Raw genomic sequence first — 18,610 nt, 5'->3', positions numbered from 1 at the left:
GAACACGGTGCACGCGAATGGGGAACTCAGCCCCGCGAATGTGGGACTCGGGCGCGCGAATGTGGGACTCGGATCAGGGCACGACCTGCACGACGTCACCGACGTGGAGGGTGTCGAAGAACGTCAGCGACGCGCCGGGCGACAGGTGGATGCAGCCGTGCGAGTACTGCGACAGGCTGCCCGAGTGGAACGCGTCGCCGGGGTAGAAGAACACCGAGTTCGGCATCGGCGCCTTGAACTCCGTGGACCAGAAGTTCTTCACCTTCGACAGCACGTGGAACTTGCCGGTCGGCGTCGGGTAGCTCTTGAGGCCAGGGAGCATCGGCACGGGACCGTAGATCACCTTGCCGCCCTGCAGTAGCCACGCCTGGTGTGCCGAGATGTCGGCACACGCGCTCGTCCCTGGTGACGCCGCCGCGGCCGGGCACGGCACCCCGGAATCCTTCGCCGCCGGCTGAGACACGGGTTTCGTCGTGCCATGCAACGTCGCCGAAACGACCTTGCCGTGCGACGCCGCCGACGCTGCCGTGTTGGTGCGCGGTGGCGGTGGCGCGGCCGGAGCACTCGCCGGAGCCAGGGCCGGGGCGGCCATCGCGGCGGGCTCCGCCACCGCACCCGGTGTACCCGCGCCTGTGCACGCGGTCAGCACGAACGTCGTCGCCAGCGCGGCCGACCCCGCCAGCAACCGCTTCGTCGTCCGCATGTCTGTCACCTCCCGTTTCGTGTTCCGCCTTGCTGACGAGCATCGCCCCGGCGCCGGTCGCCCCGAAAGGCCACGATCGAGTGGCCTGGCGTCTCCACCCCTGGGTTGAGGCCGGGATCAACCCGGGACCGGCCCGTACGCCGACGTTTCCCCAGCCCGTTCCGCCGATGCTGGGAACACACGGCAAGCCCGCCTGATCGAAGGAGTACCCAGCCATGAACACCGCAACCACCATCCTGCTCTACGCCGGGGTCGCGGCTCTCGTCTTCTACAAGGTGATCTACACGCAGCTGCGCGGCACGCTGCTCACCCGGAGCGGCCTGGCGAAGCTGCCGCTGCTGCTCGTGGCGATCGGCGGGTTCTTCACCATCAAGGCACTGCCCGGCGCGTCCGCCGCCGAAATCGGCCTGCTCGCCGCCGACGTCGCGGCGCTCGCCGTACTGGGCGCGATCCGCTCCGCCTCCACCACGCTGACCGAACGTGCCGGGACGACGTTCCAGAAGGGATCGGCCATGACGGTGGTGCTCTGGGTGGTCACCATCGCGGTGCGGTTCGGCTTCGTCGGCCTCGGCACGGTGCTCGGCATCACCGGTCCGCTCACCTCGGCGTCGATCGCACTGACCATCGGGATCAGCATCGGCGTGCAGAACGCGCTGACGTACTACCGCATCCAGCAGCTGCGGCTGCCGCTGGCGGAGCAGCGGGCCGTCGCGGCCGCCCGTTGACCACCGTCCACAAAGATCGTCCGAAAAGGACTATCCGGAAAGGACCTCGCCGACCATGCGCGCGTACATCCGCCCCGGGCTCGGCTCGTCGGCCGGACGCAGGAAACCGGGCAGCGGCGGGAGGTTCCGGGCGAACGGGCCGAGGCGGTCGTACAGCGCGGCCGCCCCCGCCGGACGACGTTCCGGGTCCTTCGCCAGCATCTCGGCGAGGACGGCGTCGAGTTCGCGTGGCACACCCGGAATCCCGGACGGCGCGTCCTTGACCTGCTTCTCGAACACCGCGTACGCGGTCGGCCCGCTGAACAGCTGGACGCCGGTGAGCATCTCGTGCAGGACGCAGCCGAGCGCGTACAGGTCGCTGCGTGGTTCGGCCACGCCGCGCTGGATTTGTTCCGGTGCCATGTACGAAGGGGTGCCGAGGATCTGCCCCGCCCTGGTGAACTGCGCGACGTCGGCCTCGCGCAGCACCGCGAGCCCGAAGTCCATCACCTTGACACTGCCGTCCGGGCACAGCATCAGGTTCGCCGGTTTGAGATCGCGGTGGCAGACCGAAAGCGCGTGCGCCGCGGTCAGCACCGCGCAGGTCTGCGCGGCGATCGCGGCCGCCCAGGGCACCGGCAGCGGCCCGTGCTCGGCGAGCAGGTCCGCGACGGTCACCCCGTCGACGAACTGCATGACCTGGAACAACCGCTCGTCGTGGGTCCCGAAGTCGTACAACGTCGGCACGCCAGGATGATCCAGGGTGGCCAGGATGCGGGCCTCCCTGGCGAACCGCTGTTCGAGCTCCTCGTCGCCGCCGGGCAGCCGCAGCAGTTTGACCGCGACCCGCCGGCCGAGCCTGCGGTCGTGACCGCCGTGCACCGAGCCCATCCCGCCACGCCCTCTCGGCAATTCGTCGAGCTCGTAGCGATCGGCGATGAGCATCCGGCCTCCTGTGTGACCTCCCGACCTCACCCCTGCGCGCTTCCCGGCTCGAGGCGCCCCTCGGTGAGCCCGGCAAATCCTAGCCTGACCAGCGTGCGGCCGATCTCGGCCGCCTCGCGCACGGCGTCTTCGAACGCGGTCAGCCGGGCGAACGCGCGGCCGTGGACACGCTGCGTTTCCACCGGGTGACGCGGAATCCGCGTCCGGCGCACGTCGATCCGGGTCGAGCCGGTGTTCGCAGGCAGCTCCGCCGCGCGGAGGCAGCCCACCAGGAACCACGCGTCCAGCCGGCCGGGATCCACCCGGTACACCGACAGCGCGGGCCCGACCCGCACTGTCGGTCCACTGTGGACACGAGCGAGCCCGGTCACCGACGCGACGACGTCGCCCGCCGCGGCCAGCACCTCACCGGCCGCCGCCTCGGCCCGTCCGGTCGGCGCGCGTCCGGCGGCCAGATCGTCGAGGGTCAGCAGCGGGTGTTCCCCTTCGAACGTCCTCGCCGGGGCGTGCCGCAGTTCGATCACCCCGGCCTTGATCAGCTCGCCGATCGTGGTGAACGCGGGCTCCGCGTCACTCGGCTCGAACGACGGCACGGCCAGCGGCAACGCGGAAAACCGTTCGTACGCCTCGGCGAAGGCGCGGCCGGAATGCTCCGAGCCGCCCTGCCGCCGCGCCGGGGTGAGGTCGATGTCGTCGTCGAGCAGGTCGATGATCCGGGTCCCCGACGCCTCGGGGTCGCGCTCGTACTCCTGCCACAGCCGCTCCACTGTGGACGGTGCATCGACCGGTCCGGCCAGCAGCACGGTCGACGGCGGCTGCCCGCCCGGTTCGGGACGCCGCAGCAGCCAGAGGTCCGGCCCGGTGGGCGCGAGGGTGAAGATCGCGCGCAATGCCCCCGCCCGCAACAGGTTCCCGCGGATCCGCTTGCCGCTGCGGCGCGCGGCGGGCGCGCCGGGCATCAGGATCGCCACCACCCCACCCGGTTTCACCCGCGCGAGACAATGCTGCACCCAGGCCAGTTCGGACTCACCGCGCGGCGGGAGCCCGTACTCCCAGCGGGTGTCGTCGATCAGCTCGTCGTGTCCCCACACCCGCTCGTTGAACGGCGGGTCACACAGCACGGCGTCCGCGATTCCCCCGGAAAATCCGTCGTCCCGCAAGGAATCCGCCGCCCGGACCTCGCCGTCGTAGTCGTGCAGGGCCAGGCGCAGCGCGGCGATCGACGCGGCGATCGGATCGGCGTCCCTGCCGAGGACCTTGGGCGCCGCACTCGACAGCAGGAGCGTCCCGAACCCGCACGCCGGGTCGAGCACGGTCTCCGCGTCCCGGCCGGCGAGCGCGGCCAGCAGGCGCGCGATCGGCGCCGGCGTGTTCGAAAGCTGCCGAGAGTGCGCCTCGATGTAGCGCCCGAACAACAGCTCGAAGGCGGCGGCCGCACCGATCTCGGCGGCCAGGTCGTCGAGCAGCGCCGAAAGTTCGGGGTCGACGTCCTCGTGCCGGTGGACGAGGTACTCCCCGGCCCTGCTCAGGCGGGCCCCGAGATCGAGATCGTCGCCGAGGGCACGTAATCGCCGCCAGGCTCGTTCACCTGTCGTGAGTTCGAAGTGCTTGCCACGGGCGGCCATCCAGGACTGGACGGCGGCGAGGGAGAAGAGCGGGCTGGACGCGGTGCCGCCGGTCGGCGCCGGGAAGTCGGCGTACCGGCGGCGCCAGTTGCTGACCGCGGCGCGCCCCACCCCGGCCAGCCGGGCGATCTCGACCGCGCTGATCGTCGCGTCGTCCATGACCGGCCACTCTAGTCGCAACTTCTGTTTTCGCCAGCTTTGCTTGTGAACTGAGTCAACCAATGCTTTTATGGGAGCCATGACACAGCAGCAGACGCCGCGCTACGTCCTGCGCTACGCGGCCGGGTCGGACGTCGGACGACGCCGGGACGTCAACGAGGACTCGGTCTACGCCAGCGGGCGCCTGCTCGCCGTGGCCGACGGGATCGGCGGCCAGCCGTACGGCGAGGTGGCCAGCGCCGCCGCGGTCGCGGTACTCGGCGAACTCGACGCCGAACTGCGGGCACTGGACCCCGCCGCGCTCGACCTCCAGGCGACACTGGGCGAAACGGTGAGCCGGATCCCCGTCCGCCTGGCAGAAATCTCCGCGCGCGAACCCGCCACCGAAGGCATGGGGACCACCCTCACCGCGCTGCTGTTCGACGGTTCCCGGTTCGCCGCCGCGCACATCGGGGACTCGCGCGGTTACGTTCTGCGGCACGGCGAGTTGCACCGGATCACCCGTGATCACACGTTCGTCCAGGCGCTGGTGGAAGACGGCCGGATCGCCCCCGACGAAGCGGCCGGGCACCCCCGCCGCTCCCTGCTGATGAAAGCGCTTCAAGGGTCCGGCGCGCCGGACCCCGATCTGTGGACGTTCGCCCCCGAACCCGGTGATCGCTACCTGCTGTGTTCCGACGGGCTCACCGCTCCGGCGGCCGAATCGGCCATCCGCGAGATCCTCGCCGGCGCGCCCGGCCCCACCGAAGCCGTGCCCGCCCTCATCGACCTCGCCAACGACGGCGGCGGGCCCGACAACATCACCTGCGTCGTGGCCGACGTACTCCCCGCCACACCCGCCTGAGCTTCGCGCAGGTCAGACCTCCTGTACACCGGCGCCGACCCATCCGGTATCGTTTCCCGCGGAGGATTGGCCGAGCGGCCTAAGGCGCACGCTTGGAAAGCGTGTTGGGTTCACGCCCTCGCAGGTTCGAATCCTGTATCCTCCGCAGCGGTAACCAGGCGAAACGCCGGGTGTTCCCTCAAGGGCACCCGGCGTTTTCCGTAGCGGGCTTGCCTCGGTTGCCGTCTCGGCAGTGGCTAGGCCGCGAATGAACTGTCCCGACCGCCCCGTTGGGGACGTTGAACGTCGCGAACGGAGCGTTGAGGACAGGTGAATGAACGAAGCCGGGTGGCGCCGCCCCAGCCGCTGGTCAAGTAGCTTGTTCCCCTCGCAGGCGGGGATGTCCCGTAGAGAGGTTCGCCGCACACCTGGTATCCCCCCTCCCCGCATGCGCGGGGACGATCCGGCTTGGTTGCGCCGAGGCACGAATCCAGGCCGGCCCTCCACGATCGGAACTACCGTGCTCCAGCCGGTGGCCTACGCCGTCGCACGAATCGCCGACGCCGCCGACCAAGCGCCACCCGTCGAGCGGCACCAGTAGCCTCAGCCGAGGGTGCAGCGCTTGCCTGCGGCGCCACCCGATCGGCTGCCCGCCGAAACGCGTAACCCGGGCCGGACGACGCGGCGGTGACATCCCCGCCCCGCTTGTCAATCCTGTTGCCAACCTGGCATTTGCCTTGCCCGCCAACACCTCCGGCCGCGTCATACTGGCCTCATCCAGCTCGGCGACCCGGTACGGGGCTCCGGCTGCGCGCCGACGTCACCACCCGACCGGTCCTCACTGGTCACGAACGCCGCCGGGCGCGAGTCCGGCGCCCCGCCGTTGTTGCCGCGACAACGAAGTCGGCTCCGGTGGCGGTGAGGTCCGATGCCCACGCTAGTCTCAATCACCGTCTCGTTCGTACCGGTTCGCGGAGGTTCACCGTGTCACGAATACCCCACTGACCTGGGGCCAGCGGGGCACGAGCCCCGATGCACGACACCTGCGCGGGTTCGAATCCGGTACTTCCGCAAGCCCGTTAGGCCCCGGACATTTTTCCCGTCCGGGGCCTTGTTGGTTCCACCCTAACCTTCACTTACCAGAGTCACTTGATCACGCTAAGTTTGTACTAGTCGTTTCCAGCCTCATACATCCCAAGGAGTCCGCCCCCATGGCCGGAGTCGAAGAGATCCGCGCTGGTATCGCGCTCGCGAACGAGAAGGCGTCCGCGAGCATCGCCGCACTTCAGCAGGCCGCGCAATCTCTTGAAGAAGCCCAGCAATCGCTCGCGCAGGCGACGCAGGGCAGCAGTCAGCAAGAGGTGAACCAGGCTCACGGCCTGCTCGCCGAAGCGCTGAATGGCATCAGCGGTATGCAAAGCACCATCGAGGCGGGTATTTCCTCGGCCGACTCCTACTCGGCACGGCTCTGACCTCCCACATGGGACTCGCCGAGCTCCACCAACTGCTGACCGCGGTCCAGGACGGACTGGCGAACGGGCGGGCCCACACCGAGCGGGCCAAAAGCCTGCTCGGTGACGCCCGGCGGGCACTGGTCGACGCACAGGCCAAGGCCGATCCCTGGCTCCCTGTGCAGCTCGCGCAGGCCGACGAGGGGCTCGAACAGCTCCTCTCCCGGCTCGCCACCGCCGACGACCTGGTAAGCGGTTACCAGTCACGTCTCTAGGGAATTCCCATGAAGAGCAAGGCAGCCGAACAGCGCGAGCGGGTACGAACCGCGCTGAACCGGGTCCGGCACCAGATCGGGCTGGTGCTCGGCGCCGCCGCGGGCGCCCGCAAGGCCGCGGCGGCCGAGCTCGCCAAACTCGAGCTGGAACAGCAGATCGTCAAGGTCGGCATGGACCACGCCAGCACCGAGCAGCAACACGAATGGTCCCGTCACCCCGCCGCGCACGACGTCTTCACCGCGCTGAGCGGCGTCCGCAGCGCGTACTACACCGATTGGTCCGCAGGGCCGAACGAGTTGCGGGAATTGGTCGCCGCCAACGCACCCGGCCCGGCCGGACGGCCACCGGGCGAATGGCTCGGCCGCGTCGGCCACAACCCCGGCATCACCGCGCCGGGGTTGTGGCGGGTCGGCTCGGTGACCACCGCGGGCCGCGACATCGCCCGCACCTTCGACGTCGCCGTCCCGTTGCTGGACGAATCCCATCTGGCGATCACGTCGGCGCCGAAGACAAGGCCCGCCATCGACGCGATCGTGCAGAACCTGCTCATCCGCGTGCTCAGCACGTTCGAGCCCGGCGCGGTCCGGGTGCATCTCTGGGACATGGGGCAGCTGACCGCGATCCTGCCGGACCTCTATCCGCTCAGCCGCACCAGCGCGCTGACGCTGTACGACCCGGGACGGCTCGAAGATCTGCTCGACGAGCTCGCCGGGCACATCCGCCGCATCCACGCCACCGGGATGCAGGCGGGGCACACGACGTTGCGGGAGATCCGCCGCGCCAGCGGGCAACGAGTCGAACCGTTCCGCATCGCGGTGCTCTACGGCAACGGCGAAACCCTGGAACCCGAACGGGCGCGGGAACTCAAGCGGGTCGCGACCGGTGCGCTCGCCGCGGGCATCTGCCTGATCATGGTGGACGTGCCGACCGCGGTGAACGCGGCGGTCGAAACGCTCAGCCTGCTCGACGACCGCCGCGCGATCAGCAGCATGACCGGGACCGACCTGGTCGTCGATCTGGATCCGCCGCTGCCGTCGGGCCAGGTCATCCGTGCCGCGGGCCGGATCGCCGAGGCGCTGATCGCCAAACAGGGCGGCCCGCGTTCGTTCGCCGATCTGCTGCCGACCGAGTTCGGCAAGGAGAGCTCCGCGCGTGAACTCCGTGCGCCCGTGGGGTTCTTCGAGGGCGAGCCGGTCGAGGTCGTCATCGGCGACGCGAGCCCGCACGCGCTCATCGGCGGCCCGAGCGGTTCGGGGAAGACGAACTTCCTCTACGCGATGCTGGGCAGCATGTGCGCGCGGTACGGCCCGGACGAGCTGGCGCTGTACCTGCTCGACTTCAAGGAAGGTGTGTCGTTCGCCGGACTCGCGCCCGGCCGCAAGGACGCCAGCTGGCTGCCGCACGCCCGGCTCGTCGGCGTCAACGTGAACACCGACCGTGAATTCGGCTTGGCGCTCCTGCGATTCCTCGCCGACGAACTGCGCCGCCGCTCGGCCGCGGCCAAGGAACACGAGGTGACGAACCTCGCGGACCTGCGTGAGCAGGACCCGGAAGGGCACTGGCCGCGGATCGTCGCGGTGATCGACGAGTTCCAGTACCTGTTCGCCGGCCGCGATGGTGTGACCGCGCAGGCGACCCAGCTGCTGGAGGACATCGCGCGGCGCGGGCGTTCGCAGGGCATCCACCTGGTGCTGGCCAGCCAGGACGTCGCGGGGATCGAGGCGTTCTGGGGCAAGCCCGCGGTGTTCGAACAGTGCACGCTGCGCATCGCGATGCCGAAGGCGCGGCGCGTGCTCGCCGAGACGAACAACGCGGCGGTGTCCGCGCCGAAGTGGCACGCCGTGCTCAACCACGATTCCGGTGTGTCACACGGAAACCAGCTGGCGCACGTGCCGGACGCGAGCAGCAAGAACGTCTTCGTCGACCTGCAGCACAAGCTGTGGGAGAAGTACGCGGACAGCTTCGCGCGGCCGCGGCTTTTCGACGGCGCGCATTCGCCGATCCTGGAACACTTCCCGGTGTACACGGGCCTGGAACCGAACACCAAACCCCGTGCGCTGCTCGGTCAGTCGATCGACGTCACCGAGGCCGCCTGCGGCGTCGACCTCCCGCCAGCGCCCGGCCGCAACATCGCCGTGCTGGGCGCGGCGACAGCCGAGGCACTGTCCATCATGGACTCCGCGGCGCGGTCCCTTGCCCGCCAGTACGAGCACGGGGCGGTCGAGTTCGTGGTGAGCTGCCCGGTCGAGGCCTGCGCCCCGGCCGTCGGCGAGCTGGCCGAACGTTTGCGGCACGAGGGCCACCGGGTCGATCTCACCGAGGACCTGCCAGCCCGGCTGGGCGAGATCGCCGCAGAACTGTCCACAGGGGACACTGCGAAGATACTCCTGCTGTACGGCGTCGACGCGGCGTTGCCCACGTTGGAGGCCAAGGCGGTCGGACAACCCAAGAGCGGGCTCGACCACCTGCGCACGCTGCTCAAGCAGGGCCCCGGCCACGGCGTTCACACCATCGGCTGGTGGCGCAGTATCGCCCGGCTGAAGGACACCCTCGGTTTCGGCGGCACGGACGACATCGGCACGTGGGCGGCGCTCGACGTGCAGGGCAACGAGCTGTCCCCATTCGCCGCTGGCCAGGTCGTGCACTGGTCACCGCGGCCGGGCCGGGCGCTGTTCTTCGACCGCAGCACCCACGGCGCGCCCGAAGTGATCATCCCGTTCCAGCGGCCCGATTCCGAAGGGACAGGTGTGTCATGAGCGATCGCATCAGCGACGACGGCGTCACCGCCGCCATGCGGTACAAGGAAATCGTGGGCATGGCCAGGGGATCGGCGGAGAACCTGCGCAACTGGGAACTCGCCCGCGTCGACGAGCTCGAAGCCGCGATGGCCGACGCGCAGGCCGCCGTCGCCGCCGCCACCGAACGCGAGGAGCGCGCCGCCGAACGCGCCGCGCGCTGGTGGAAAATGGCGCTGCACAACGTGGAACGACTGGTCTGGCTGGAGATCGAGGAACCAGAGCCAGTACCCACTGCCCGGCCACAGTACCTGGAACGTTACCTGGAAGAAGTCAAGCCGAGCTACCAGGAACTGGTCCAAGCCGTCCTTGCCCTGGGCTGGCGCGCGAAGCGCTGACGCTCGGGCAGTGGCGCGGTCGTGTCCCGGACGTTCGAGACACAGCCACCGACCATGATGCTTCGCGCGACAGGCTTGTCCACAGGGGGTCTCGTGCTCGGCCGCGCGGATGGTTGATTCGCCATGCGCGCATCCAGCAGGATGGAGGCCATATCTCCGCGTGACTCCCTATCGGTAGGTGTTCTTGTCGTCCTCCGGGCTGCCCCGCTTCAGCAGTATCTGCCTGTCTCTGCAATACCTCTCGAAGATCAGCGCTTGCCTCGCCAATGCGACGGCAAGTTCCCTGCCTGCCTGAAGCTCCGGATAGCTGCCTCCCACGACTAAGAACAGTTCATCCGATCCGTCTACAAAGGACACCGCTGGGGTGACGAGCCAAAGGTCTGACTACTTGTCCCATACCGTCACGTGTGACCGGATCACCACGCCGACGTTCTTGAGGTCAATGCGAAAGATTCGACCTTCGTCCGTGCGGCCGCAAACCCGGCTTGTGGCGACAAGGCCATTGGCCTCGTTCGTTCCCTTCTCGTCCACCAGCGCCCCACACTGGTTCTTGTCAGGCACGGAGTCGGTCTTCCACTCAACAAGACGAGTCTTCCCGCCACTGACGTGTAGCCAGTTGGTGGTTACGTAACGAGCGATGCTCTGCTCAGCTACCGGCCGCGGTGTCCGATAGTCCAGGTTGTACTCGCCGAATTCCAGATCGCCCTCGAAGTAGACGCTATGGTTCGTGGGTGCCTGGGCGGCAGTGCTGCCTTGCGGCGCAGGGGCCAGCGCCGGAGCTGTCACGGTGACGGTGGCCGTCGTCATGACGGGCGCTGGCTTGGGGTCTGTAGCGCTGGCGCGGCCGACGAAGAAACCCGCACCGGCCAGTGCGGTGATCAGGCCTGCGATTGCGGTGATCCACTTGGGGCCGACCTCGGACCAGCCACTTTTCCCCTGCTGCGCAGGCGCTCCAGCCACAATATCCCCTCTCGTCTCGGAGACGAGAATACCGCTGGAACCCGCTCTTCGTTCGTGGGATTCGACTTTTAGCTATCGATCCGGCCGGTGAGGGCTTCGGAGCGGCTTTGCCGTGCGGTTTCCAGCAATGTCCGACGTAGGTCTTCGCCGCCGCCGGTGTGTTCGCAGACCCAGTCGAGTTCGTCGGCCAGGGTGGTGTCGAAGATGCCCGGGTCGTCGGAGGAGACCACCACCGGCAGACCTGCCGACAGGAACCGGTGGATCGGATGTTGTGCGGGGTCGGTGAATCCGCCGATCCGCCGGTTCGACGTCGGGCAGACCTCGATCACCGCGCCGGTCGCCCGGACCCTGGCGATGGCGTAATCCTGGCGGCGGCGAACTTCGGCGAGTCGCGCGTGGTCGTAGTCGACGGTGATGGTCGCGTCCTCAGGCATCGCATCGAGCCGGGCGAGCTCCACGCGTAGCGAGGCCGGATCGACGTGGACACCGGCAGCGCGCAGTCCGTCGTGGTGGCGGAGGTCGTAAGCGATCTGGTCCCGGCGCTCGGCAACGGGCTCCGAACGGGTGTGCACGCCGAACAGCGCGGGCTCCACGCCCAGCGCGATCGCGTGCCCCAGCCGGTGCGCCCCGAGTTCGGCCGCTTCGTCCACCCAGCGCACCGCGCTTTCCAGGCTCTTGTCACCGAAGCTTTCCCCGACGTGGTACAGAATCGCCAGCGCGCGTTCCGGGTGCGCCACGTTGAAGTCGTGGACGGCGGCGAAGAACGCCGCCTTGTGCTTCGGCGGATGTCCTTCCTCGTTGGCGCAGAAGTCCACACCGGTCACCGAAGCCCCGTACGGTCCGAGGGCAAGTGCCTGAACGCGCGCCCATTCCGGCCAAGGATCCTTACGAGGCAACGAAATCGCGTACCGCTCGACGAGCCCGTCTTCGGCGCCACCGCACGCCGCCGCGACCATATCGGCGCTGACCCGGAACTCCGCGTACTCGACGCCCTGCCGCCGATGCTCGGCACGGATCCCTGCGGCGAACCGAGCGACCTCGGCCGCGGTGTCGGACCACGGCTTCGAGTGGTCTTCCGGCCGCGCCGCGAGCCACAGCAGATTCGCCTTGGCCTGGAAACGGGCGAACGTGCCGGCGTCGGCGTCGCCGAACACGAACAGCTTCCCGAACTCGTCGGCCGCGGTCTCGTCACCAGCCCGGTACCGCTCGACAAGCTGCCGTGCCGGCGGCACGACCCCATACGCGGCCGCCATTTCCGTTTCGTACCAGTCCCACAGCACGTGCTCGGCCCGCGCGAGGTGATCGAGCAGCGCGGGCGCGCGGATACAGCCGTGGAAGTGGAGGTGCAGTTCGGCGAGCACGTCGCCGAGGCTCGCACCCGCTTCACCGCGGCCACAACCCGTTTTCGCCCCATTGACGCAACCGTTCGGTTGCCATACAGTAGCAACCGAACGGTTGCTACTCACTGGAGGCCGCGATGGCTTTTCCCGATCGCATCGAACGGACCGTCGAGATCACCCGCCCGCCGGAGCAGGTCTGGGCGGCGCTCACCACGGCGGAGGGACTCGCCGCCTGGTTCGGCGAGACCGCCGAAATCGACCTGCGGCCCGGCGGTTCGGCCCGGATGACCTGGACCCACGGGCACACCGCCGACATGCGGGTGGAGCGCGTCGAGGAGCCGGCGGTCTTCGGGTTCACCTGGCGGATCTACGGGCTGCCCGAGGACGATCCGCGCCGCACCTATGTCGAGTTCACCCTCGAACCCGTGGCGGCGGGCACCCGGCTGACGGTGGTCGAGACCGGCTTCGCCCAGCTGTCCGGGGACACCTACCGCGTGGCGTTCGACGGCAACACCACGGGCTGGGCGAAGGAACTGGGCGAACTCGTCGCCTACCTCGATGCCGCCTGACACCGAGGCGATCGCCGAACAGGTCTTCGCCGCATTGGCCGATCCGAGCCGCCGCGCCATCCTGGCGGCGCTCGCCACCGGAGGTCCGGCCACGGCAACGGACCTGGCCGCCCGGTTGCCGATCACCCGGCAGGCGATCGCCAAGCATCTCGCCCTGCTGACCGAGGCCGAGCTGGTGATCGCCGTACCCGGCGAACGCCGCAGAGTGCGCTACCGCCTGCACTCCGCGCCGATGCACGTCGCACAGCGGTTCCTGGCGGCCCTGGCCCGCGACTGGGACGGTCCGCTCGGCGCGTTGAAGAACCACCTCGAAGCAAGCGAACCGAAGGGAGACGACCAATGACCGCGAGTATCCCCACAGTGGTCGACCGGGCCACCTGGCAGTCCGAAGTGGACGAATTGCGGGTCAGGGAAAAAGCACACACCCATGAAGGCGACGCCATCGCGGCGGCGCGGCGACGGCTGCCGATGGTGGAAGTGGATTCCGGCATCGAGGTGATCGGTCCCGACGGGCCGGTCTCGCTGCTGGACGTTTTCGAGGGCCGACGGCAGCTCATCGCCTACTTCCACATGTGGCACACCGGTCATCCGGCGGCCGAGCAGTGCGAAGGCTGTACGTTCTACAATGGACAGGTCCGCGAACTGTCCTATCTGCATTCCCGCGACGTCACCTATGCGACGTTCTGCCAAGGCCCGTATGAGGAAAGTGTCCGCTATCGCGACTTCATGGGCTGGGACGTGCCGTGGTATTCGGTCAAGGACTCGGCCGACGCACTGCTCGCCGGGCGCCCCTTCTTCCTGCTGGCGTTCTACCTCCGAGACGGCGACAAGGTGTACGAGACCTACTCCACCGGCGGACGCGGCTTCGAAGTGATGGCGCCGAGCTACGGGCTGCTGGACAGGACCCCGTACGGACGGCAGGAAACCTGGGAGAACTCGCCGGACGGCTGGCCACAGGGGTGGCCCGTCGACCAGAGCCTTCTCCGCGTCGACGGACGTCCCACGGCCCAGTGGTCCCGGCTCCGCGCCGGACGATCCGACGCCCTGCGCTGAACGGAAAACCGCCCCCGAGCCGACGGTCTCGGAGGCGGTTTTCCTTACCGTGGAAGGGTTACCGGCCGAACAGCTGGTCCAGGCGGTCCAGCCAGTCGTACAGCGCATCCTGGAACGCGTTGCCCGCACCCGGCCGGAAGCGCACCACCTGCGGGTCGTGGTCGCTGGCCTGATCGGCGAACTCGGCGTTGACGTGGACGACGTCGTAGTCGACACTGCGCGGCGCGGCCGAGGCCAGGATGTGGTCGAGTACCTGCGACTGTCCTTCGTAGACATAGCTGTACCGCTCGACCTCCGGCAGCCCGGCGATCAGATCCTTCAAAGCACCGCCCGCGGTCAGCGTCTGGACGGCGGGCGAGAACGGGTAGTCGTTCAGGTCGCCCGCGACGATCACGTTCGCGGTGCGGTCCGCGGCGAGGATCTTGTCGACGAAGCCACGCAACACGGTCGCCTGCTTGGCCCGCTGGACTTCCGAACTCCGGGAAGGCGGCTGGAACCGGCCGTGGGTCGGCTGGTCGCCGCCCTTGGAGTTGAAGTGGTTGGCGATGACGAACACCGTCCTGCCGTGGAACACGAACTCGCCGGCGAGCGGCTTCCGGCTCGTCGTCCAGGCTTCGTTGGCGGGGTCGACCCGGCCGGGCGAGAAGGTGAGATGCGGCTTGCCGTGGGTGGTGGTCACGCCGACCGGCGCCGTCGCCGTGCCACCCGGCTTGTCTGCAAAGGACACCCGGGCCGGGTTGAACAGGAAGGCGACACGGATATTTCCGCCCGGCTGCCCGCCATCGGTGTCGTCGACCGGGTCGATCTCCCGCCATTCGTAGCGCGGCCCGCCCGCCGCGGCGATGGCGTCGGTGAACTTCCGCAGCGTCTGGTCGGCCGCGACGGTGCCGTCGTCCGTCGGGCCGTTGTTGTCCTGGATCTCCTCCAGGTTCACGATGTCCGGCGAGGCCAAACTGTCCACAATGCCCTTGGCCAGCTTGCCGAACTTCTCCGCGCTGTCCTTGGGGGACAGATTCTCGACGTTGTAGGTCGCCACCGCGAGTTCACCCGATCGCTGTTTGCGAGTGGTCTCCCGCTGGAGCCCGTTGTCCTTCTCGGTGCCGAGCGTGCTCGCGAACAGCGTGTACCCGCCGAAGCTGCTGTATTCGACCGGCCCGGAGGTCACCCCGGCCAGCACGTCACCGACATTGACCTTCGGGAACGGCCGCTGCTCGAACGGAATCAGCGACTGAACCTTGAGCACGCCGGTGTTCAGCTTGTCGTAGCCCAGATACACCGTCCCGCCGCGCGACGTCTCGTGCTGCTGGGGCTTCGTGGTGACGTAGAGCTCGTTGTACTGGGTCGTCGGGCCGACCACCCGCGCGTCGGTGACGCTGATGATCTCGCTCTCGTGGGACTCCCAGAAGTCCAGCGAATACTTCGAGGGCTCCAGCGGCAACGATTCGATGTTCCCGCCCGGCGACGGCGCATACGCGTCGGGTACCTGATCCGGCGTGACCACGGTCGGTGCGGGCAACGAGTTTCCGTGCGATTCGACCGTCCACTGTGCACTCGTCAGCTCGGTCAGCGACTGGTGCGTCGACGTCGCGGGCGCCTCGGGGTAGAACTCGCGCACGACACCGCTCGCCGTGACCGCGTCGCCGACCGCGACCGCCGGGCTGGTGGAGCCGGTGAACACGAACAGGCCCTCGCTGGTGCGCGGGTCGTTGTCCGGATGCGGATCGGTGAACCAGAATCCTCGCGCGGAGCCGAAAGTCCGCACCGCGGTCACGATCCCGGTCACGCCCCCGGCCTTCTGGTCCTTCAACGGGGAAATCCGTGTCGTGCCCTGGATGTCGTGGATCTTCGCGGTGACCGGCGGCGGACCGTCCCCGCCCGGCGTCTCGCCCTTGCTGTTGGTCGGGGTCGGCGCGCCGACGGTGAAATCGGCCGCGTTGTCGTCCGTGTCGGCCAGCGAGGCGGCACGGGCGGCGGACGTCGTGTTGGACGTCGCCGCCGTGGCGGAACCCTCGCGGACCACCGCCGAGCCGAAGCCGACGAGGTCCTTGATCCGCGTGTCGGCAGCGCAGTCGGCAGCGGTCTTGCAGGTCAGCGGGGTCGTGCCCTGGACGAGCGCGACGGTGCCCGCGGTGGCGGAGAGCCCGATCGTGCCGGTGGCGTCCGGGGCAGGCAGCGCTACCGTCCCGCCCGCGCCCTTCGCCTCGGCGACGAGGTAGCGCCCGCCGGGCTGGACGCCTCCGGTGAGCGTCGTGACCTGCCAGGTGCTCGACGCGCTCGGCGACCCCGGCAGGTACTGAACGCTGAAGCCGTCCAGGCTCGCGGCCGCCGCGCCGCGGTTGCCGAGTTCGATGAAGTCGCTGGTCAGCGTGGCACCCGAGTTACCGCCTCCGCCGTAGACCTCGGCGATCACGGCGTCGGCGCTGGGCGCGGCGAGCGCCGGCGCCACCGTCACCCCGCCGAGTAGCAAGCCTGCCGAGGCGATCACGATCAGTGAAGCTGTTGCTCTGGTGCGGCGGGTTCTGCTCACGCTCGGTCCCCCTGGTCGATCGGACGGTCGACGCATCGTCCCCCGAACAAGTGAGGATCAGGAAGACACAATGGCAACAATTCGTGACGCGTGACGACGCAACCGCACAAAGTGACAGCGTGGGCGGGCCTGTCACCCGGACGGCGCATCTGCCTTAAATGAAGCTCAAGCTTCGGCGCCTTTGCCGGCAGGGCGCAGTACCTTACTCATGGGCGACCGGAAAAGTGTTCTAGACCACAGTTCGAGGACACGGTGGACCGAAGGCCGCTCACCGGCCACACGGCACGGGGGGAGGGAGTCTGATCATGTGGGGGCTGATCATTCTCACTTGCGTGTCCGTGTAGCCGCGCTGCCAGGGCGCTCCTTCGCGGCGGGGGTCACCGTCGCGTGAGGGGCGCCCTGTCACCGTGTCCGGCGGTCAGCCGTGGCTGGGCTGACCCTGCCCGCGAGCCCTGGCTCGTTCGAGCAGGGTGCGCGCGCCTGCCAGCGCCGCGCGGCCCGCGCCCTTGGCGCTCGCCGCGAGGAATGTCGTCCAGTCGAAATAGTCGCGCCACAGCACGATTTCGTCGCCGACGACCTCGAACGTGCCACACACCCAGAACTCCGCCTCCCACGCGCCCGCGCGCAGCACGTCGGTGCGCTCGGTGAGCACGATCGGCCCGTCCGCGGCGATGTGATGCGTCCGCGCCTCGAACCCGGTGCCGAACCGGGCCATCAGGCGCAGTTGCTTCTCCACCGCCGCGCGGCCGCGCGCGGGCGGCAGCGGGACGTTCTGGTACACGATTTCGTCCGAAGCGAAGGCCAGCGCGCCGTCGATGTCGAGGTTCTCGAGCGCGCGAAGGAAGTGTTCAACCACGGCTTTGGGCTCGGTCATACCTTCGAGGTTAGGCCCCCGAACGGCCGGTCGCCCGCGATCGCGACGCGCTCGGCCACCCGCACGTGCGGGTGGTAGTCGTTGACCGCGTAGTGCTGGGTCGCGCGGTTGTCCCAGAACGCCACCGAACCGGGCCGCCAGCCGAACCGCACCTGGAACTCGGGGATGTGCGCGCGGGTGAAGAGATAGCGCAGCAGGCGGTCGCTTTCGGCGCGGTCCATGCCGACGATGTGGGTCGTGAACGCCTGGTTGACGAACAGCGTGCGGCGCCCGGTCTCCGGGTGCACGCGAACCACCGGGTGTTCGACCGGCGGGAACTCGTGCTGCCTGCGCGCCAGCGATTCCGGGTCGGAGAACCGGGCGAAACCGGGGATGAAATCGTGCACGGCGGTGAGCCCGTCGATGCGGACGCGGACGTCCTCGGGCAGGTTGTCGTACGCGGCGGCCATGTCCGCCCACATCGTGTCGCCGCCGACCGGCGGCACCTCGATCAGCCGCAGCACCGAGCCGAGCGCGGGGTTCGGGCGGAACGTCACGTCCACGTGCCAGATGTTCTCGAACGCGGGCATGCTCGCCGAGCGCGCGAACCGGGTCACCTGCTCCGTGTCGCCCCGCGGGATGAACGGGTTCGTCTCCAGTTCGCCCCAGTTCGCCGCGAACGCGCGCTGCTGCGCCGAAGTGATGTCCTGATCGCGGAAGAACAGCACCTTCCACTCGAGCAGCGCGCGGTTCAGTTCGGCACGCAGCGCGGGTGTCAGCGGTTCGCCGAGATCGACGCCGCCGATCTCGGCGCCGATGACCCGGCCGAGCGGGCGCAGGTCGAACAGCTCGTACGGACGTTCCTCGACGCCTTCCGGCAGCCTGCGCAACACACGCGGGCCTTCGAGGATGCCGTCGGCGGGAACGATCGCGGACCGAAGCTGGACACGGGCAGGCAGATCTACGGACATGGTGGCTCCCAGAGTTTTTCCGGATTCGGGCAGGCGAAGACAGCCACGATTTCCCCGTGGCTTTTCGAGCGACTACGCCTTACGCGGGCGGGGAGCCCAGACGCCCGCGGCGCAGGAGCAACGCCGCGACCCCTTCACCGGCCGACCGGACACGACCACGATCGGCCCACCGGACACGCGAACATTCCCGGCTGGCTGGCATGCCCCCATCGTCTTCCCCCGCCCATCCCAAGGTCAAGACGTCCACAAGGTGAGACCCCCGCGCCAGCCTCCGCCCGACGATCCGTGCGGCGACCACACGGGACAGGCAACCGGACAACGGAGGTCAGGACCGAAGACCGGAAAGGTGACCACACGGGGTCGGGACCGAACAACGAAAGGCGCCCACCACTGGGGGTCCGGGGGCGGAGCCCTCCGGGCGGGGTGGGGGGGGGGGGGCCCCCCCCAACCCGCGGCGGCGGGCGAGGGGGTGGGGGGTAGGAGCTAGAGCGGCCCCGCGACCCCTGTGGAGTGGGAGG

Annotated in this window: 17 protein-coding genes and 1 tRNA gene; 10 read left to right on the top strand and 8 right to left on the bottom strand. The window is 69.1% G+C overall.

The features are described 5' to 3' along the window. Positions 1-73: 73 nt before the first annotated feature. A complete protein-coding gene (locus ACFWX1_RS27665) occupies positions 74-703 on the bottom strand; it encodes a L,D-transpeptidase (RefSeq protein WP_378392100.1) in 630 nt (209 codons plus the stop codon). 215 nt (positions 704-918) lie between these two features. On the opposite strand from ACFWX1_RS27665, the gene ACFWX1_RS27660 reads away from it, so the two are divergent. Further along, positions 919-1,428: a hypothetical protein gene (locus ACFWX1_RS27660; protein ID WP_378392098.1), complete on the top strand. Its 510-nt coding sequence runs from the start codon at positions 919-921 to the stop codon at positions 1,426-1,428. A gap of 30 nt (positions 1,429-1,458) precedes the next feature. Here the strand turns inward: ACFWX1_RS27660 and ACFWX1_RS27655 are convergent, their stop codons facing one another. After that, positions 1,459-2,352, bottom strand: a complete 894-nt coding sequence (locus ACFWX1_RS27655) for a serine/threonine-protein kinase (RefSeq protein ID WP_378392096.1) — start codon at positions 2,350-2,352, stop codon at positions 1,459-1,461. Between the two features lie 26 nt (positions 2,353-2,378). Then, positions 2,379-4,136, bottom strand: a complete 1,758-nt coding sequence (locus tag ACFWX1_RS27650; RefSeq protein WP_378392094.1) for a class I SAM-dependent DNA methyltransferase — start codon at positions 4,134-4,136, stop codon at positions 2,379-2,381. A gap of 79 nt (positions 4,137-4,215) precedes the next feature. Between ACFWX1_RS27650 and ACFWX1_RS27645 the strand changes: the two genes are divergently transcribed. The 6 genes from ACFWX1_RS27645 to ACFWX1_RS27620 all read left to right on the top strand — a co-directional run bounded on the left by ACFWX1_RS27645 (position 4,216) and on the right by ACFWX1_RS27620 (position 9,819). Next, positions 4,216-4,980, top strand: a complete 765-nt coding sequence (locus tag ACFWX1_RS27645) for a PP2C family protein-serine/threonine phosphatase (protein WP_378392092.1) — start codon at positions 4,216-4,218, stop codon at positions 4,978-4,980. Between the two features lie 60 nt (positions 4,981-5,040). Beyond that, positions 5,041-5,125: transfer RNA gene (locus tag ACFWX1_RS27640), tRNA-Ser, on the top strand. A gap of 1,045 nt (positions 5,126-6,170) precedes the next feature. Next, the gene (locus ACFWX1_RS27635; protein ID WP_378326921.1) at positions 6,171-6,431 is read left to right on the top strand and encodes a hypothetical protein; all 261 of its coding nucleotides are present in this window, start codon (positions 6,171-6,173) and stop codon (positions 6,429-6,431) included. Positions 6,432-6,439: 8 nt separating this feature from the next. Further along, complete coding sequence (locus ACFWX1_RS27630; RefSeq protein ID WP_378326922.1) at positions 6,440-6,685, top strand: hypothetical protein; 246 nt, start codon at positions 6,440-6,442, stop codon at positions 6,683-6,685. A gap of 9 nt (positions 6,686-6,694) precedes the next feature. Continuing rightward, positions 6,695-9,442 (top strand): FtsK/SpoIIIE domain-containing protein, encoded by a 2,748-nt coding sequence (locus tag ACFWX1_RS27625; protein ID WP_378392090.1) that lies wholly within the window; start codon positions 6,695-6,697, stop codon positions 9,440-9,442. Further along, a complete protein-coding gene (locus ACFWX1_RS27620; RefSeq protein WP_378392088.1) occupies positions 9,439-9,819 on the top strand; it encodes a hypothetical protein in 381 nt (126 codons plus the stop codon). Before ACFWX1_RS27625 ends, ACFWX1_RS27620 begins: the two co-directional genes overlap by 4 nt. A 384-nt stretch (positions 9,820-10,203) precedes the next feature. Here the strand turns inward: ACFWX1_RS27620 and ACFWX1_RS27615 are convergent, their stop codons facing one another. Next, positions 10,204-10,779: a hypothetical protein gene (locus ACFWX1_RS27615; RefSeq protein WP_378392086.1), complete on the bottom strand. Its 576-nt coding sequence runs from the start codon at positions 10,777-10,779 to the stop codon at positions 10,204-10,206. Between the two features lie 68 nt (positions 10,780-10,847). Next, complete coding sequence (locus ACFWX1_RS27610; RefSeq protein ID WP_378392084.1) at positions 10,848-12,140, bottom strand: hypothetical protein; 1,293 nt, start codon at positions 12,138-12,140, stop codon at positions 10,848-10,850. Positions 12,141-12,256: 116 nt separating this feature from the next. Here ACFWX1_RS27610 and ACFWX1_RS27605 point away from each other — a divergent pair, with 116 nt between their 5' ends. Genes ACFWX1_RS27605 through ACFWX1_RS27595 form a run of 3 tightly spaced genes read left to right on the top strand, consistent with a single transcriptional unit; the run spans position 12,257 to position 13,741 of the window. After that, positions 12,257-12,688, top strand: a complete 432-nt coding sequence (locus ACFWX1_RS27605) for an SRPBCC domain-containing protein (protein WP_378392082.1) — start codon at positions 12,257-12,259, stop codon at positions 12,686-12,688. Continuing rightward, entirely contained in the window at positions 12,678-13,031 is a 354-nt protein-coding gene (locus ACFWX1_RS27600) for an ArsR/SmtB family transcription factor (RefSeq protein ID WP_378392080.1), read from the top strand. The genes ACFWX1_RS27605 and ACFWX1_RS27600 overlap by 11 nt, the downstream gene beginning before the upstream one ends. Continuing rightward, a complete protein-coding gene (locus ACFWX1_RS27595) occupies positions 13,028-13,741 on the top strand; it encodes a DUF899 family protein (protein ID WP_378392078.1) in 714 nt (237 codons plus the stop codon). Before ACFWX1_RS27600 ends, ACFWX1_RS27595 begins: the two co-directional genes overlap by 4 nt. Positions 13,742-13,799: 58 nt before the next feature. Here the strand turns inward: ACFWX1_RS27595 and ACFWX1_RS27590 are convergent, their stop codons facing one another. From ACFWX1_RS27590 to ACFWX1_RS27580, 3 genes are all read right to left on the bottom strand, one after another. Continuing rightward, positions 13,800-16,268, bottom strand: coding sequence for an endonuclease/exonuclease/phosphatase family protein (locus ACFWX1_RS27590; RefSeq protein ID WP_378392076.1), 2,469 nt, complete (start codon positions 16,266-16,268; stop codon positions 13,800-13,802). Positions 16,269-16,686: 418 nt separating this feature from the next. Continuing rightward, the gene (locus ACFWX1_RS27585) at positions 16,687-17,142 is read right to left on the bottom strand and encodes a limonene-1,2-epoxide hydrolase family protein (protein ID WP_378392074.1); all 456 of its coding nucleotides are present in this window, start codon (positions 17,140-17,142) and stop codon (positions 16,687-16,689) included. After that, entirely contained in the window at positions 17,139-18,092 is a 954-nt protein-coding gene (locus ACFWX1_RS27580) for a TauD/TfdA dioxygenase family protein (protein ID WP_378392072.1), read from the bottom strand. The genes ACFWX1_RS27585 and ACFWX1_RS27580 overlap by 4 nt, the downstream gene beginning before the upstream one ends. Between the last annotated feature and the right edge of the window lie 518 nt (positions 18,093-18,610).

The organism is Amycolatopsis sp. NPDC059021, from assembly GCF_042739895.1.
Taxonomy (GTDB): domain Bacteria; phylum Actinomycetota; class Actinomycetes; order Mycobacteriales; family Pseudonocardiaceae; genus Amycolatopsis.
This window is presented reverse-complemented; position numbering and strand designations above follow the sequence as displayed.